A 15160-nucleotide genomic window follows, 5' to 3' on the forward strand; every position below is an offset into this window, starting at 1 on the left:
GGGCGCACGTTTGTGCGCCCCTAAAATCTAAAATATTTCTAAAATATTGAGGTAATCGCTAATGAGCTTCCGTTATAGCGCGACTCAAGCGTGGTTTATCTAAACCAATCTGATTTAGTAGTAACCAAGATTGAATCAGGTCGGGGCCATGAACATCTCCAGTTAAAGCTGCTCGGAGCGATCGCATTACCAAGCCTTTTTTGACTTTTTGCTCTTTCACCACTTGTTTAATAATATCCTGGGCGGCGGCTTCCGATAATTGCGGCTGGTTTTCCAAAGCTTTGACAATCGCCTCAAGGACAGAAGCAGAACCTTCTTGTTTCAGTTGTGTGCTACCTTCATCGCTAAATTCAACTGTGTCGCTAAAAAACAGTTGGCTTTGAGCTACTCCATCTACTAAACGAGTCAAACTCTGACTAATTAAAGTTACTAGCTGTTCTAACCAGGGGCGTTCTCTTCCACCATCAAATTTATACCCAGCCGCTTGCCAATAGGGGATGAGTAAATCTGTAAGTTTATCTACTGGCGTCTTGTGGATATACTGGCTGTTCAACCAATCCAGCTTGTCCCAGTCAAACTTTGCGCCTGCTTTATTGACGCGCTCAAAGCCAAATTCTTTAGCAGCTGTTTCTAAGGTAAATATTTCTTGCGTTGAGTCTGGTGGCGACCAACCCAGTAATGTCATGTAATTCACCAAGCCTTCAGCAGTAAAGCCCATTTTCTGAAAGTCAGAAATGGAAGTGACGCCATCCCGCTTAGAAAGCTTGCGTCCTTCCATGTTCAAAATCAACGGTGTGTGGGAAAATTCTGGGATTTTTGCCCCCATTGCTTCATATAGCAGAATTTGCTTGGCGGTGTTGGCGATGTGGTCTTCTCCCCGGATGACATGGGTGATTTGCATATCGATGTCATCCACTACAACGACAAAGTTGTATAAAGGTTGACCACTACCCTCGTCTGAAGCGCGGGCGATGACCATATCACCACCTAAATCGCTACCTCGCCACGACATTTTTCCTCTTACTAGGTCATTCCAGACGATTTCGCGCCCATCTTCGATTTTGAAACGAATTACAGAAGAACGACCTTCTGCTTCAAAAGCGGCGCGTTGTTCTGGGGTGAGGTTACGGTGACGATTGTCATAGCGAGGAGCTTCGCCTCTAGCTTTTTGGGCTTCTCTGAGACTTTCTAATTCTTCTGAGGTGGTGTAGCAGCGATAGGCTAATCCTTGATCTAGCAGTTTTTGTACTGCTTCTTTATAAAGATCCAGGCGTTGGGATTGGAAAAATGGCCCTTCATCCCAGTTAAGCCCTAGCCAGCGCAGTCCTTCAAGAATATTGTCGGTGTATTCGGGACGCGATCGCTCTAAATCTGTGTCTTCTATTCGGAGTATAAATTTCCCGCCGTGGTGGCGGGCAAATAACCAGTTAAATACAGCTGTTCTAGCTGTACCAATATGTAAATTTCCGGTTGGACTCGGCGCAATACGGACTCTAACAGTCACAGTTGATTCTCTCTTTCGCAAAGCATGATAAATGTAGCTTATATTCAAACCCCGAATTCTGAGTCAATCCTTTTGGGGAATTCAAAGTTTAAAACCACCGAAGTTTATTTCGATGATTAACTACTGATAAATTTAGAACGGGACTGACGGGGCTCGAACCCGCAACTTCCGCCGTGACAGGGCGGTGCTCTAACCAATTGAACTACAGTCCCTTGTTTGGCAACTTTCCTATTATCACTATTTTTTTTCTACTTGTCAAGTGTTTTGGAATAGGAAATTAGAAATTATTTTTGTCTTGTCTCTCCAAGGTGGGAATTTTTCGTTAAAACCTTGATAATACAACCTGTGGTTCTGATTCGAGATGCTGCAATATCCGGGATTGCATTTGTTTATACTGCTGCTTTAATAGCTGTTTGCTCAACTGGGGTTGAGAAGTGGGTGGTAGATTATGACTCTGTTTTACCCAAGTTTTCAACATTTGTCGCTGAGTTGGCTCAATGCGACTGCTGAGAACTTTGATGCAAGAATTTGGTGCTTCCAGAGTAAAGAAAATCAAAGGATACTGCTCATTCTCAGCCAATAAACTTACCAGCCTAAGATTTTGGGGATTTTGCATATCTAAATAGCATGGTAGCCACTTAGGAGCCAATTGCCGATTGTAGAGTACAGTCACCCACAACAGCATTGGGTGAGGGGATGTCATGAAGATAAACTGGTTGTAACGGGTAGAAACCGCATAGTTTTTGATTTCTTGTTTAGGTAACATCAACCATAACGCTGTTAGAGATCCTTGTGGAGTGTCTAGAAGCTGAGGAAAAACAATTTCTTGAATTGGTTTATTTTGAGGCCACAAAAGTTGCCGATAGCTTTGTTCTACTGTGATTGGTAATCCAGAATCTAAGGGACGGCTAAGGATAGAGTTAGAGCCTAAAGTTGTAGATAAGCTGGGACAATTAGACTGTTCTAAGCTGTTTAATACTTGCAAAATTTGAGCGATATTTTGTGGGCGATCGCCTGCTTTTTTAGCAAGACAAGCCATAATTAAATTATTTAGCTTTTGAGGTATTTTCAGAGTCGGTTTAACCTCTGCGATCGCTTTTGGTTGTTCAAAGTGATGTGCTTTATACCAAGCCCCAAAATAGTCTGTTTCTGGTTGCCAAGGTTTTTTGCCTGTGAGCATCTCAAACATCATTACACCCAGGCTATAAATATCAGAGCGACTATCTAATTTTTCCCCATCTAGTTGTTCTGGAGAACAGTAGGGTAAAGTGCCATTAAATCCCCTACTTGTACTAGCTGTTGATGCATAATTTAAAAATCTAGCAATCCCAAAATCAAGAATTTTAACTAACTGACCCAATATCGGATCGGGAATAACTAATATATTGGCAGGTTTGATATCTCTATGAACTAATGGACAAATTTTGCCATCAATGTTAATACCTTGATGAGCACATTGTAAGCCTAAACAAATTTGGCGGGAGATAGTTAAAAACATGGGCAGAGGTAACGGAATCAAATCCTTTAAACTCTTGCCACATAAATATTCCATGACGTAGTATGGTTTGCCTTTCTCATTCACACCATAATCATACGCTCTTACTATGTGTATACTCTTTTGACTCAAAGCTGCACTCATTAAAGCTTCACGAGCAAAATCTTGTTGCATCTTGGTATCGACAACAGTTTGAGTCAAAAACTTGATAGCAACTGGTATTCCTCCTAACAAAATATCATTTGCTAAAAAAACTTCACCCATACCACCGCTACCAATTAATTGCTTGAGTTGATAACGATTGGCAAGCAAGCCCGTACTACTTGGAGATGTAAATAAGCTCTGATTCACTTTATTAACCTCCACTGCTGAGTACATTTAAAGTTAGCAATACATACATAATTAAAAGAAGGTTTTTAGGTAATGGAGGGAACCATCTTGATGGCAGACTTTCAATGGCGTGATACAAACTTAAAAAAAATCTCCAAGAATTTATTCATCCAATTTTTTAAACTTTCTTTTTCAGATTTCTGATGCATAGCTAAATTTTGTAAAATGTCTAACTTCAGCTTTTCATACTCTGTTTTGAGAATATTTTTGGCTTGATTAGGCGAAATTAGTTCTTTTGACTGTTGACTTATATCTAACCAATCTACAAGTTGCTGGCGCTGGCTAGGGGTGATATTTAAAGTTGTTACATGAGAGCAACGTGTTGGATCTTCTAGGGTAAAAAACAGTAAATGATAGTAGCCTACTTCCGCTAAACCACGTGCTATATTCTGTCCTTTATTGTCTTTCAAATCCAGAAAATAAGGTAGCCATTTAGTCATAGAAGGTTCGGCATCGTATAGTATTGTTACCCACAATAGCATCGGGTAGACATTCATTTTACTAATAAATTCAGTGCCATGTATTTGATCCAAAAATCTTGTAATCTCTTGTTTAGGCAACATTGCCCAAAAAGTTGGTATGGGTCTTTGGGTAGTATGTAGTAAATGCGGAAACCCAATTGGCGCAATTGGTTTATTTTTAGGCCAATTTTTCTGCAAACACTCTTGTTCTGTTAATAAAGTTGCAGGTACTAATTGAACCGGAAATGAGAGGTTAACAATGTCATTACCATTGCTAGGAATAACATCTTTAAGCTGAATATTAACCTTTTCTAAATCTTCTAATATTTTGTTGATATTTTGAGGGCGATCGCTTACTTCTTTAGCTAAACAACTCATCAATAGTTTTTCTAATATCTGCGGAACTTTGACTTGCGGATTAATTTCTTCAACTGTAGGTGGCATTTGAAAGCGATGCGCTTGATACCAAGTACCAAAAGAGTTACTTTTTGTCTGAAATGGATGCTTTCCTGTCAGCATCTCAAACATTAGTACTCCCAAACTGTAAATGTCAGAGCGGACATCTAGCAGTTTACGTCCTTCCATGTGTTCTGGAGAACAGTAAGGCAAACTGCCAATAAAAGAATCTGTCAGCGTCATTCCACTTCGCTCTGTTAGGAATTTTGCAATGCCAAAGTCGAGTATTTTGACAATTTCTCCTTGTTTACTATCTTCACTAATGAATATATTTTCTGGTTTAATATCCCTGTGAACAATAGGATAAATCTCTCCTTTAAGGCTGATGCCTTGGTGGGCACATTGTAAACCTAAGCAAATTTGATTACAAATCCGCAAAAACTTTGATATTGTTAAGGGCTGAATTTTGAGAATTTGTTTGAGATTTTTTCCTTGAAGGTATTCCATTACATAAAACGGAGTTTTATCTTCAGTAACGCCATAACTTAAGATGCGAACAATATGTTTACTTTTGCGACCCAATTGAGCGCCAATAAAAATCTCTCTGGCAAAGCGTTGGGACATTTGTTGGTTCGCTAAATTAAGTGATAAGATTTTAACTGCTATCGGCATACCACCCTTAGCAGTATCTTCGGCTAGATAAACTCTACCCATCCCCCCTTTGCCAATCAAATCTCTGATTAAATAGCGATTATTTAAACATTGTCCGATGTAATCGTCTAATTCTGATTTTTGCCCTACCATATTCTCAATTTTATTTTGTTTCATGAAAATCATTTTTGAAAAATATTGTTGGCAAAATACTTTAATAAGTCTAGCTATTTATTAAATTTAAAATTTTAAAGAAATATCATTATTTTGAGATAACTAACTACAAGCTTTTATTATGGTTAATTTCTCTGCAAAAGCTTCTAAATATTGTGTAACATATTTATTAAGGATTACGGTTGAGAAATTACACGGAAACTCTAAATAGGCTAGATAAAGTTACCTAGTAGATTCCGTGATTACACAGTAATAAGTAAATAGCAGTAAAGCCGCGATGTCTACGACGGGCTATGCCTACGCACCTTATATTTCTGTACAGCTAATTGTTAAAATTTGGCAGTAAACGGCGTAAGAATCTAATTAGCGGAGTTTCAATTTTAATTTGAAAGGCTAGTATCTGGGTGCGTTGTAGGGAGTTGAAATTGTTATCACTGATGAGAATTAATGATTGTTGTCCATTGGGTAGCTTAGGGCCAAGAGTTAAGCCTTCGATGTTGTCTAGCAGTACATCTAGTTTTCTCAAATCTAATAGCAGTTTTTTCTGAACTGGTTTAATATTTTTGGCATCAACTGCTAAAAGGCTATCAATAGTATGAATATCATCGGCTCCTTCTAAAGAAACCTGAAACAGGGAAACAGCAAATCCTAAACCAGTGAATGACCGCTCTAAACTTAGGAAGTGTCCTTGATTGTCGAGAGCAAGTAAATCGGGCAATCCACTAGCGAATTTGCCAATTAAATTTAAAAATGGTGCAACTGGTTCTGTTTGGTAAAGAAATTCCTTTTCTGGCTGGTTGTTGGGCAAGTTGTATTGCAAAATTCGGCAAGGACTACCGATATTAGGTTTAGCCGCGACACCATCTTGAATTAGAGCATTTTCGGTAGCTGTGAATAGATGCTTTTTATCGGGTGTGATGGTAAGGCTTTCAAAAGCCAAGTTATTGCGGATACCTTGTTGACTAGTTTTATCTGGCAAAAATTTGTTTGGGATGGGGAGTGTTGCAATTTCTCTGCCAGAAGATAGTGAGAACTCTTTAATAAAAGGATTAATTAATTTTACAGCATCGCCTTCAGAAGAAATAAACACAGTTGCTTTATTAGTTAATGCAATACCTTCTGTATCACTTTCACTAGGGCGGAATGTTTGACCATTTTGATTTAATAATGTAGTAACACTAACTGGGATAATTCCATTTTTTTGTAGGGAACCTTTACTCAAGTCGATTTTCAGAGTGTATAAACGGGCATTAGCTTTTTGCCCACGGTCATCGGAAATAGCATAGTAAAGGTTGTTTTTTACATTATATGTAATTCCAGATAAGCCTCCAACTTCAGTTTTCTGAAAGATTAAACCTTTCGGTAAAGTGGCTTCCCCAATAAATTCTATGCTACTGATTTCAACAGCATTTATATGTAAAACTCTAAATAAGAAAATGATAATTATAATCGGGATAAAAAAGTAAATAATTCGCGGAAATACAAATATTTTTTTAATGAACTGCATGGAAAGCTCTTGCTAAATTTTGAAAATTATAAACCAATACGCTTGGGTTAAGGGCTAATTGTACAAATTTGTGGTTTTTTTTAGACGCGATAAATCGCCGTCTCTACAAGTGTTTTGGTCTTATCTGAACTGTAATAAACAAGATAGCATTGAAAGAGTACTGATACAATTTATGCATAAAGATGCACTAAATCATATTAATACCTACAGCTATTTACCTGAAAATAGCTGTAAGTACAAGGAAGAAAAACGTGGACGCGAAGAGGCTTGCCGCAGCTATCGTAAAGAACAAAACTATACTGGAATATGCGAAGTACTCAGCGTTAATTAAGCAAGTCGCAAATCATATTCATCCTGAAAAAAGTTGACAAGCCAATCTTTGACTCTGCGGGTAGCGCGACAATCATCTTCGTTGTAGCTTTGGATAATTTCTAGTAAGGTGCGATCGCCTGTTTCTAGCCACTGATCATACCAGTAAATACATTTGGCACCACTAGCTTCTTTTTCCCGCCATTCAAATCCTAGCCAACGAGCGATCGCTTTGAGGGCATAGCTTTCTATTGGCAATGCTACACTTTCGGTTAATTGTTCATACACATCCACAAATCGATTCAGGACAGGACGCACTAAGGAGTAAGGAGTGTGGTAAAGCTTTGCCATCCGTTTGACTGTATCAAACTCGTAGACACAAAAATGATAAATTGGCGCTTCGGGATATTGCCAAACCAAATCCAAAAATTGCTGCCAAACTAATTCTTCGTCTTCTGGTTTGTCTGCTAAAAACGAATAAAACTGTTCTGTATTGGCAACTCTATCAACAACTAAAACCCCCAAGAGATAATTTAAATCCAAATCTGGCTGTGCTTCAATATCAAAGTAAATCTCTATGGGTGCTGTAAATGTAATATCTTCTATTGGTAACGGGTAGGGTAAAATTAGGGGTCGTTTTTCTAGTGCAGATTGAGCTTGCACTACCAGCTTGGGTGCTATTTCTCTGTCAAAACCAAGTAGGTTTTCTAAGGTGCTGGGACTGGTGTTAGCGAGAGATTCCAGTGTGGTGATGGCTAAGGCTTGGAGTTGAGTGTAGCGAATGGGTGTTACGCCTGGTAATAATGAGAGATGTTTTTCAGATTGAGCGATCGCATAACATTCACTATACCAATGGCAAAGATTGCACTTTTGGCGAGAAATAAACACTTCTGGCGGATTCGGTAACTCTAAAACTTGAATAAACTCTTCCAGAATTTCCTGCATCCGTGGCGTCCATTTGAACAAATCCACCGCATAGTTTGTATTTTTGCTTCGCAATATGAGCGAAGCTGTTTCAGCCGGAACTCTTTGCACTGTCGCCAATACTTGAGCATGAAATGCAGCGACAACTTGATATTCTTGCTTAGGACGCTTACCGAGTTCAATATTAGCCGGGACGTATATCCAATCCCCAAAATGGGATTGTCCTGGCTGTTTCACAAGTAAATCTGGACGACTTAGGAGGGTGTATGCTTCAGAATAATTTGCTAACAGTACTCCTTTATATATGTATTCAACCCCACGCTGCATCAATTCTAAAGTTTCTTTCTCTCCCCTTTCCCAGTTTCCATAAGAATAATCTGGTTGGTGATAAGTCATTTGTGCCAAAGCACTCAGCTGATGAGCGATTTTGTCCTGTTGCAGTTTCCGTAGCAACTCATTGGGAGCATCGCGCTGACTTTTGTCACCGTGAGTATCTAGAAAAGGCCGGCGTTTACAGCGTTGATATTGCAGTAGGAGTTCAGCATTAATTAGCATCTTTATAAGTTAACAAGAATTAGCACACTCTGGGAGTAAATTAGACAACTAAAATCTGGAAGTAGCGATACCTTTGGTGGGCTACGCCAACGCATCCACACTTAATTTGCCGTTTATTTTATACTGTCAACAGCTAGCTATTGGTTTAAACAGCACAAGCGTTTGCTTTTTTGCCAAATTACAACTGCAAGAGAGTAACATAATCACGGTTTATCCATTATTACAAGGGTACATGACAGAAAAACATGAGCCGTGTCTCATCTGTGAGCGTGTCACACTCTGGAGAAACGGTCAGAATCCCTACTTTATCCACGAATTCGAGCATTCAATCTTTGTGATTGGCGATCATCAGTTTCATCGCGGATACTCCCTCATCCTTCTAAAAAAACATATTAGAGAGTTGCATGAACTTCCCCCACCTATCCAGTCCGCCTTATTTCAAGAGGTGATGTTGGCAGGACAAGCTATTGTTAACGCTTTTAGTCCGTGGAAAATGAATTATGCCTGTTATGGAAATGGTGAGCCACATATTCATTGGCATCTCTTCCCCCGTTACGAGTCTGATCCAGATCGCAAGGCTAATCCGTGGCGTAATGTATCAGAGTTCAAACATCATCTGATTAGTTCTCAAACAGCCCAGAATCTAAGAGAAAAAGTCACAGAGCATTTATCGTTACTGATTACGAGATGAAATTTGGCAGCGAGGGCTTAAATTAATTTCATTGCTCCTACCACAAAGTACAAATTCCTCTAAATCTCAATAACCTGCAAACAGCAGATATCCCTTGTGAATTATGACTAGTATTTCTGCATCACCAATCAAGCTGCATCGCCATAGAGAGCAATTTCCAGCTTTAGCAAATAAGACTTATTTCAATTATGGCGGACAAGGGCCGATGCCCCAAAAAGCAATGGATGCTATGACCCAAACTCAAGCTTATGTTCAAGAAATAGGCCCCTTTGGGAATGAGGCATATAGCTGGATAGCACCCCAGACTCAAGCAGCAAGAGAAGCGATCGCTTTGGAGTTAAATGCACCAAGCCAAACAATTACTCTCACTCAAAATGTCACTGTTGGCTGTAATATCGCTATGTGGGGCATTGAGTGGCAAGCTGGCGACCACATGCTGCTCTCGGATTGCGAACATCCAGGTGTGATTGCGACAGCGCAGGAAATTGCGCGGAGATTCGCTGTAGAAGTTACTACCTGTCCCCTAAAAGCGACTTTAAATGAGGGCGACCCTGTAACAGTAATTGCCCAACACTTGCGCCCCAATACCCGCCTAGTGATATTGAGTCATGTTTTCTGGAATACTGGTCAAGTTTTACCTCTTGATAAAATTGCCGAAGTATGCAGAAATAATCATTCTGCACTATTAATAGATGCTGCCCAATCTGCTGGTTTATTGCCTTTAAACTTGACTGAATTGGGAGTTGATTTTTATGCTTTCACTGGTCACAAATGGTTATGTGGCCCTGCGGGTGCTGGTGGTTTGTATGTTCGACCAGAAGCACGAGAAAGCTTGAAACCTACATTTATTGGCTTGAATGGCATTGTTGTGGATAGTCAATCTCAGCCTGTGGACTGGCTTCCAGATGGGCGACGATACGAAGTGTCTACATTAGCTTATCCGTTGTATCTTGGGTTAAAGGAAGCGATCGCAATTCATCAGCAATGGGGAACGTCACAGGAACGTTACGAGCAAATTTGCCACAACAGTGAGTACCTCTGGCGACAATTGACAGCGTTACCTGATATTAAATGTTTGCGAACTTCCCCACCCGAAAGCGGCATAATCTCCTTCCAACTTGGAAATAATCAGCCGCAAGCTCATTTGAAGTTGGTGCAATTTTTAGACTCACAAAGGATATTAACTCGGACAATTGCCGATCCTAGCTGTATACGCGTTACCGTCCATTACTTTACTTTAGAATCGGAAATCGACCTATTGGTTGAGGCAATTCAAAGTTTTAGCAAGATTAATTAAAGGTTAGGAGTTATAAATTCTCAGAGTGAAAATTAGAATTTTCACTCCTAACTCTGCCAATTTTAGATTTTGGATTGAAGTAAAAATCTAAAATCTAAAATCCAAAATGTAAATAATTTCTAACTTGAAAATGGAACGCCCAATCTTATACTTAGCCATAACTAACCACGGCTTTGGTCATGCTACTCGCACCGCATCTATAGCCGCGACAATTCAAAAATTATGCCCAGAAGTTCTACTAATTCTGGTGAGTACTGCCCCACGCTGGTTGCTAGAGTGCTACATACAAGGCGATTTTATCTATCGTCCCCGTGCATTTGATTTGGGTGTGGTGCAAACGGATAGTTTGACAATGGATAAAGCAGCGACTTTAGAAAAGTTGCTGGATATTAAGAAGCATCAGAACTCGCTGATTGCTTCAGAAGTGAATTTTATCCGCCAAAATCGCGTTAATCTCATTTTGGCAGATATTCCCTTCCTCGCTCCTGGATTTGCCAAAGCTGCAAATATTCCCTGCTGGATGATGAGTAACTTTGGCTGGGACTTTATCTACCGAGATTGGGGAGGCGAATTTACCGCAATTGCAGATTGGATTAGTGATGGGTACTCAAAGTGCGATCGCTTGTTTCGTCTCCCTTTCCATGAACCAATGCAGGCTTTTAACAATATCACAGATGTAGGCTTAACAGGCGGTTCCCCTCGTTACTCTGCTGATGATTTACGTTCTCTTTGGGGAATAGCTACACCAGTCGAAAAAACTATTTTATTGACCTTTGGTGGTTTGGGTTTACAGCAAATCCCCTACGATAACCTGCGGCGATTCCCAGATTGGCAATTTATCGTCTTTGATCAATCTGCTCCTGATTTACCTAATTTAGTGAAAATTGATGACCGCAAATACCGCCCTGTAGATTTTATGCCTATTTGTGCGCGAGTCGTCTCTAAACCTGGTTACAGTACTTTTTCTGAAGCCACATTATTAGGATTACCGATTGTTACTATACCGCGTGAGGATTTTGCCGAAGCAGCTTTTCTAGTAGAAGGTATAACTAATTATAATCAGCATCAAATCATTACCCCATCTGAGTTTTTTCAAGGGAATTGGGATTTTCTCCATGAGTTACCTCAACCACCAAAGCAATCTCAAGCAATTGCTAAGGATGGGAATGAAGCGATCGCTAAAGCTGTTATTAATTATTTGCAGACGAAATAAAGTTATTCAAAATAAAATCAATTAAAAATGGAATCTCCAACAATAGATAAAGAAACTTTAGAATTGGCCGCCCAAGATGTACGTCGAGTGATTGAAAGGCAAAAGGAAGAACGGCAGATTTTAATCACTCAGATGAACATTCTATTTGTGACAAACAGCGCTATACTAAGTTTTCTAACAATATCCAGATTGATTACTATATTTAGTATCTTTAGTGCGTTAGAAATATTGTTATTTCCCATCAATTTTCTGCTACTAATCTGGGCTTTATTGCCGCGTAAGTTTTTTGCCAGCCCTAATCTCGAAAAAAACGAAGAAAATGAAGAAAAGCTAAAATTCCCAGAGGATTATTTGACGTTTACACCTCAAGAATATAATTTGCAGATGTTAGCTGACTTCAGGGAGACTTATAATAATAACCAGAAGCAAGTAGATGATATATCCCTAGCCTTGAAATATGCTACTGGTGTTACCGCTGGAATTGCTGTGGTTTCCTTATTACATCAAGTAACAGTTTATTTCATTCCTGAACTACAAAAACTATGAATACCAACCAAGATAATACAACATCTTCTAAAAACAGTGTACAACTGCCAGAGCCAAACCTAGATAACATTACAGCTTTATCTCACAATCTACCTAATACGCCTATCATCCCCAATGTCATAAAAGAGTCTGTAAATGCGGTGTTAAGCCTCTTTAGAAGAAGACATACTCAGTCTAGCGATCAACCATCAACAGAACAACAACCAAATCAAGCAGATTGAACTGCTAGTTAGATTTTACTGTCATCAATAATTACTGTTTTCAATGAGCCACTACCAAAAGTTACTGAGAATTTCTACTACTGGTAAATCTTTTTACAATATCACTGCAAAAATTGAATCTATAGTTGCAGAATCAGGTGTTGATATTGGTCTTTGTACTTTATTTTTACGCCACACTTCAGCCAGTTTAGTCATCCAAGAAAATGCCGATCCTGATGTTCTTGTGGATCTAGCTGATTTTATGGCAAAACTTGTTCCAGAATCAGGCAAATATATCCATAATGCAGAAGGGCCCGATGATATGCCGGCACACATCCGTACTGCACTCACTCATACTTCTGAACATATCCCTATTAATCGTGGTCACTTGGTACTGGGAACTTGGCAGGGAATTTATATTTGGGAACACCGCCAACGCAGTCATTCAAGAGAATTGGTTGTTCACATTTCTGGATAAATATTTCTCGACTATTTAAAGTGTCATTTTATAGAGTTTAAATACTCTGTTTATACTGCGAATCATTAGGATATAATATTGTAGCCTGTGCGGTGATATGTATTAGATAATTCTTGCCGTAATAGCTTTCTTAATAAAAAATAACCAGATACATACCAAATAATCTATGTAAATTTAAAAGTTAAGTTTATTTATGATTATTTAATAATCTATTTATTTTATTATACACTAATATTTTAGTGTAAGCTGTCTGGGCAATTTGAATTAATATGAAGAAAGAACTAAAACCAACTCATACTTTTCAATTTCTTGATGAAATCCTTGTCCAGCAGCCGGTTAACTTATTGTCACTTAATCCCCACAAGACATTAATTACCAATTTTGCAGAATTGGGAAATTTGATTGTTGAACAAAACACCGACATTCAGATTCTCACAACCCTTCAAGAAACTCTCGAAAGCATAGTCTATGCTCAGTTGCAAAACTTCCCAGAAAACATCTTCTGGGATTTTGATTTTCTTGTAAGTAGTATGCTTAGACAGGCTTTAACCGCAGATGATGGAGCTGTTACTTTCTTAAAAGTTTTTGGTGAAAAGATGGTTTGTCTTACGGAGATGTTCGGAAATAAAACGGAAATGCGCTTCCGTTATGTTCATGATTTTATGTATGGATTTGATTGGGCAAGATGGGTAAAAAAAGAACCACAAAAACGCTCACATATAGAGCCTTTTAGTCTGGTTTTTTTTGATTATTTGCTCGCTAAAGGTAAGGAGCTTTTACAACGTATTAATCATGGTCAGGTCATATCTTATAAACTGTGTGAAACAGGCTACCGTAACCCCTTCACCTTTTCTCGTGAACCAGAAGATGAATACCGTCTGCTAACTTATTTAGCAAAAGAACAACTTATTCCAGTAGCAGCATGGAATTGGAATGCCAGTCCGGTATGGAACAAACCTTTCCAAGAAATGCGCCAGCAATTAGCATTAAAATTAAATATTCAACCACAGAGACATTGATTAGCAATTCAAAATTGCTGAAGAACTATAATATGAAAATTGCTGATTTAATTACTTGGTTTGAAACATGGGCAAATCCAGCTTGGTGTGAAAGTTGGGATAATTGTGGCTGGCAGATTGAGCCGGGAGTTTTGCAGGAAAAAGCACGAGTTTTGGTCTGTTTGACACCGACTTTGGCGGTAATGCAGGAAGCGATCGCTCTTAATGCTAATCTGATATTCGCCCATCACCCCTTGATCTTTAATCCTCTCAAATCTTTACGCACTGGTGAAGCGATCGCTGAAATGGTACGGTTAGCCTTTACCCACAATATTGGTATTTACACTGCTCACACTAATTTCGACCAAGTGCAGGATGGTACCGCTGACGTTTTGGCTCAGATTTTAGAACTCAAAGAAGTTACTCCCATAGTAGCTACACAAGGAGGATTAGGATATGGTCGTGTTGGTTTGCTAGAGCCATTTCTGACATTACAGGAATTACTCGCAGCCATTCAAACCCGACTTGCTCCGCCTAATTTGATTTTTTCTCCAAGTGCCGATTTACAGCAAACAGTTTCACGAGTTGCCGTTTTGGGTGGTTCGGGAGCTAGTTACATTTCAGCCGTCGCCAAAACTGGCGCTCAAGCTTATCTGACATCTGACTGTAAATTCCATCAGTTTCAAGAAAGCCGCGATCGCAATCTCATTTTAATCGATGCTGGGCATTACGCTACCGAACGTCCGGCTTGCGATCGCTTAGTGCAAAAATTCCAGTCCTTAAACTTAGATTGGGTGCAATTAAGTAAAAATGATGAAGATTTCCGCCAGTTTTTCGCTTGATTGCTTGTGATATCCAAACTATATTTTTTGGATGCTTGCCTAAAAATTTTTTTATATATTTTAATATTGTTAAATCATGGGGTTTGGCTGTATTAATACTGAGATACTTCATAAATTTTATATCAATAAACTCATAGATAGACGTACATAAAGTTCTATTTTTAACCATAATTGTGATAAAAATCACTAGTTACGTGTAATTATAATCACATGATATTCATGTTCCATATCAATTAATAGCAGAGAAAAATGTTCCACACTTGACGTAACAAATTGTTTACTCTGCCCTAATCAAGATGATTCGCACACTCATTGAATCTGCTTTTGAAACTGGATATCTTAGTGTTGAATCTGAGGGTTTACTCCAGCAAGTACTGTCTACTAAATGCTATCAGTCAGAGGATTTGCCTTTTCTTGCAGCCCTATATAATGCAGTTCGCGCAGGTCAAATTAAACGAGAAGCGTCTTCGTCGAGCGTGCTGATGGAATTTCCTCTATCGGTTGAAGGAGGCAGGAAGCAGGAGACAGG

The 15160-nt window shown here is 39.1% G+C and carries 13 protein-coding genes, 1 tRNA gene and 1 pseudogene; 9 read left to right on the forward strand and 6 right to left on the reverse strand.

Features of this window, described 5'->3' with window-relative positions:
- Positions 1-58: 58 nt before the first annotated feature.
- From gltX to ABF638_RS23625, 6 genes are all read right to left on the reverse strand, one after another.
- Positions 59-1504, reverse strand: a complete 1446-nt coding sequence (gene gltX, locus ABF638_RS23600; protein WP_435025382.1) for a glutamate--tRNA ligase — start codon at positions 1502-1504, stop codon at positions 59-61.
- A gap of 138 nt (positions 1505-1642) precedes the next feature.
- Positions 1643-1716, reverse strand: a tRNA-Asp gene (locus ABF638_RS23605).
- A gap of 110 nt (positions 1717-1826) precedes the next feature.
- Positions 1827-3350 carry a serine/threonine protein kinase gene (locus ABF638_RS23610; protein ID WP_435025383.1) on the reverse strand — a complete coding sequence of 508 codons (1524 nt, stop codon included), beginning with the start codon at positions 3348-3350 and terminating at the stop codon, positions 1827-1829.
- Between the two features lie 101 nt (positions 3351-3451).
- On the reverse strand, positions 3452-5074 hold the full coding sequence (locus tag ABF638_RS23615; protein WP_435025384.1) for a serine/threonine protein kinase: 1623 nt from the start codon (positions 5072-5074) through the stop codon (positions 3452-3454).
- A 319-nt stretch (positions 5075-5393) separates the two neighbouring features.
- A complete protein-coding gene (locus tag ABF638_RS23620; RefSeq protein ID WP_435025385.1) occupies positions 5394-6578 on the reverse strand; it encodes an esterase-like activity of phytase family protein in 1185 nt (394 codons plus the stop codon).
- A 327-nt stretch (positions 6579-6905) separates the two neighbouring features.
- A complete protein-coding gene (locus ABF638_RS23625) occupies positions 6906-8366 on the reverse strand; it encodes a TM0106 family RecB-like putative nuclease (protein WP_435025386.1) in 1461 nt (486 codons plus the stop codon).
- A gap of 76 nt (positions 8367-8442) precedes the next feature.
- Between ABF638_RS23625 and ABF638_RS23630 the strand changes: the two genes are divergently transcribed.
- From ABF638_RS23630 to ABF638_RS23670, 9 genes and pseudogenes are all read left to right on the forward strand, one after another.
- Entirely contained in the window at positions 8443-9057 is a 615-nt protein-coding gene (locus ABF638_RS23630; protein WP_435025387.1) for an HIT family protein, read from the forward strand.
- 103 nt (positions 9058-9160) lie between these two features.
- The gene (locus tag ABF638_RS23635; protein WP_435025388.1) at positions 9161-10354 is read left to right on the forward strand and encodes an aminotransferase class V-fold PLP-dependent enzyme; all 1194 of its coding nucleotides are present in this window, start codon (positions 9161-9163) and stop codon (positions 10352-10354) included.
- A gap of 130 nt (positions 10355-10484) precedes the next feature.
- The gene (locus ABF638_RS23640) at positions 10485-11567 is read left to right on the forward strand and encodes a glycosyl transferase (RefSeq protein ID WP_435025389.1); all 1083 of its coding nucleotides are present in this window, start codon (positions 10485-10487) and stop codon (positions 11565-11567) included.
- Between the two features lie 27 nt (positions 11568-11594).
- Positions 11595-12113, forward strand: a complete 519-nt coding sequence (locus ABF638_RS23645) for a hypothetical protein (RefSeq protein ID WP_435025390.1) — start codon at positions 11595-11597, stop codon at positions 12111-12113.
- Positions 12110-12334: a hypothetical protein gene (locus ABF638_RS23650; protein ID WP_435025391.1), complete on the forward strand. Its 225-nt coding sequence runs from the start codon at positions 12110-12112 to the stop codon at positions 12332-12334. Before ABF638_RS23645 ends, ABF638_RS23650 begins: the two co-directional genes overlap by 4 nt.
- Positions 12335-12377: 43 nt before the next feature.
- The gene (locus ABF638_RS23655; protein WP_069069673.1) at positions 12378-12791 is read left to right on the forward strand and encodes a secondary thiamine-phosphate synthase enzyme YjbQ; all 414 of its coding nucleotides are present in this window, start codon (positions 12378-12380) and stop codon (positions 12789-12791) included.
- A gap of 269 nt (positions 12792-13060) precedes the next feature.
- Positions 13061-13810, forward strand: coding sequence for a hypothetical protein (locus tag ABF638_RS23660; RefSeq protein ID WP_435025392.1), 750 nt, complete (start codon positions 13061-13063; stop codon positions 13808-13810).
- A gap of 32 nt (positions 13811-13842) precedes the next feature.
- On the forward strand, positions 13843-14631 hold the full coding sequence (locus tag ABF638_RS23665; RefSeq protein ID WP_435025393.1) for a Nif3-like dinuclear metal center hexameric protein: 789 nt from the start codon (positions 13843-13845) through the stop codon (positions 14629-14631).
- Positions 14632-14927: 296 nt separating this feature from the next.
- Positions 14928-15125 (forward strand): annotated as a pseudogene (locus ABF638_RS23670) (hypothetical protein); the annotation flags it as partial.
- Positions 15126-15160: the final 35 nt, after the last annotated feature.

Source organism: Nostoc sp. CALU 1950 (genome assembly GCF_051172895.1).
GTDB classification, from domain to species: Bacteria; Cyanobacteriota; Cyanobacteriia; order Cyanobacteriales; family Nostocaceae; genus Nostoc; species Nostoc edaphicum_A.

Excerpts from the sequence above, each read along its gene's own strand:
- ABF638_RS23665 (WP_435025393.1), top strand. The coding sequence starts at position 13,843 with ATGAAAATTGCTGATTTAATTACTTGGTTTGAAACATGGGCAAATCCA.
- ABF638_RS23645 (WP_435025390.1), top strand. The coding sequence starts at position 11,595 with ATGGAATCTCCAACAATAGATAAAGAAACTTTAGAATTGGCCGCCCAA.
- ABF638_RS23650 (WP_435025391.1), top strand. The coding sequence starts at position 12,110 with ATGAATACCAACCAAGATAATACAACATCTTCTAAAAACAGTGTACAA.
- ABF638_RS23615 (WP_435025384.1), bottom strand. The coding sequence starts at position 5,074 with ATGAAACAAAATAAAATTGAGAATATGGTAGGGCAAAAATCAGAATTA.
- ABF638_RS23660 (WP_435025392.1), top strand. The coding sequence starts at position 13,061 with ATGAAGAAAGAACTAAAACCAACTCATACTTTTCAATTTCTTGATGAA.
- ABF638_RS23655 (WP_069069673.1), top strand. The coding sequence starts at position 12,378 with ATGAGCCACTACCAAAAGTTACTGAGAATTTCTACTACTGGTAAATCT.
- ABF638_RS23625 (WP_435025386.1), bottom strand. The coding sequence starts at position 8,366 with ATGCTAATTAATGCTGAACTCCTACTGCAATATCAACGCTGTAAACGC.
- ABF638_RS23635 (WP_435025388.1), top strand. The coding sequence starts at position 9,161 with ATGACTAGTATTTCTGCATCACCAATCAAGCTGCATCGCCATAGAGAG.
- ABF638_RS23640 (WP_435025389.1), top strand. The coding sequence starts at position 10,485 with ATGGAACGCCCAATCTTATACTTAGCCATAACTAACCACGGCTTTGGT.
- ABF638_RS23620 (WP_435025385.1), bottom strand. The coding sequence starts at position 6,578 with ATGCAGTTCATTAAAAAAATATTTGTATTTCCGCGAATTATTTACTTT.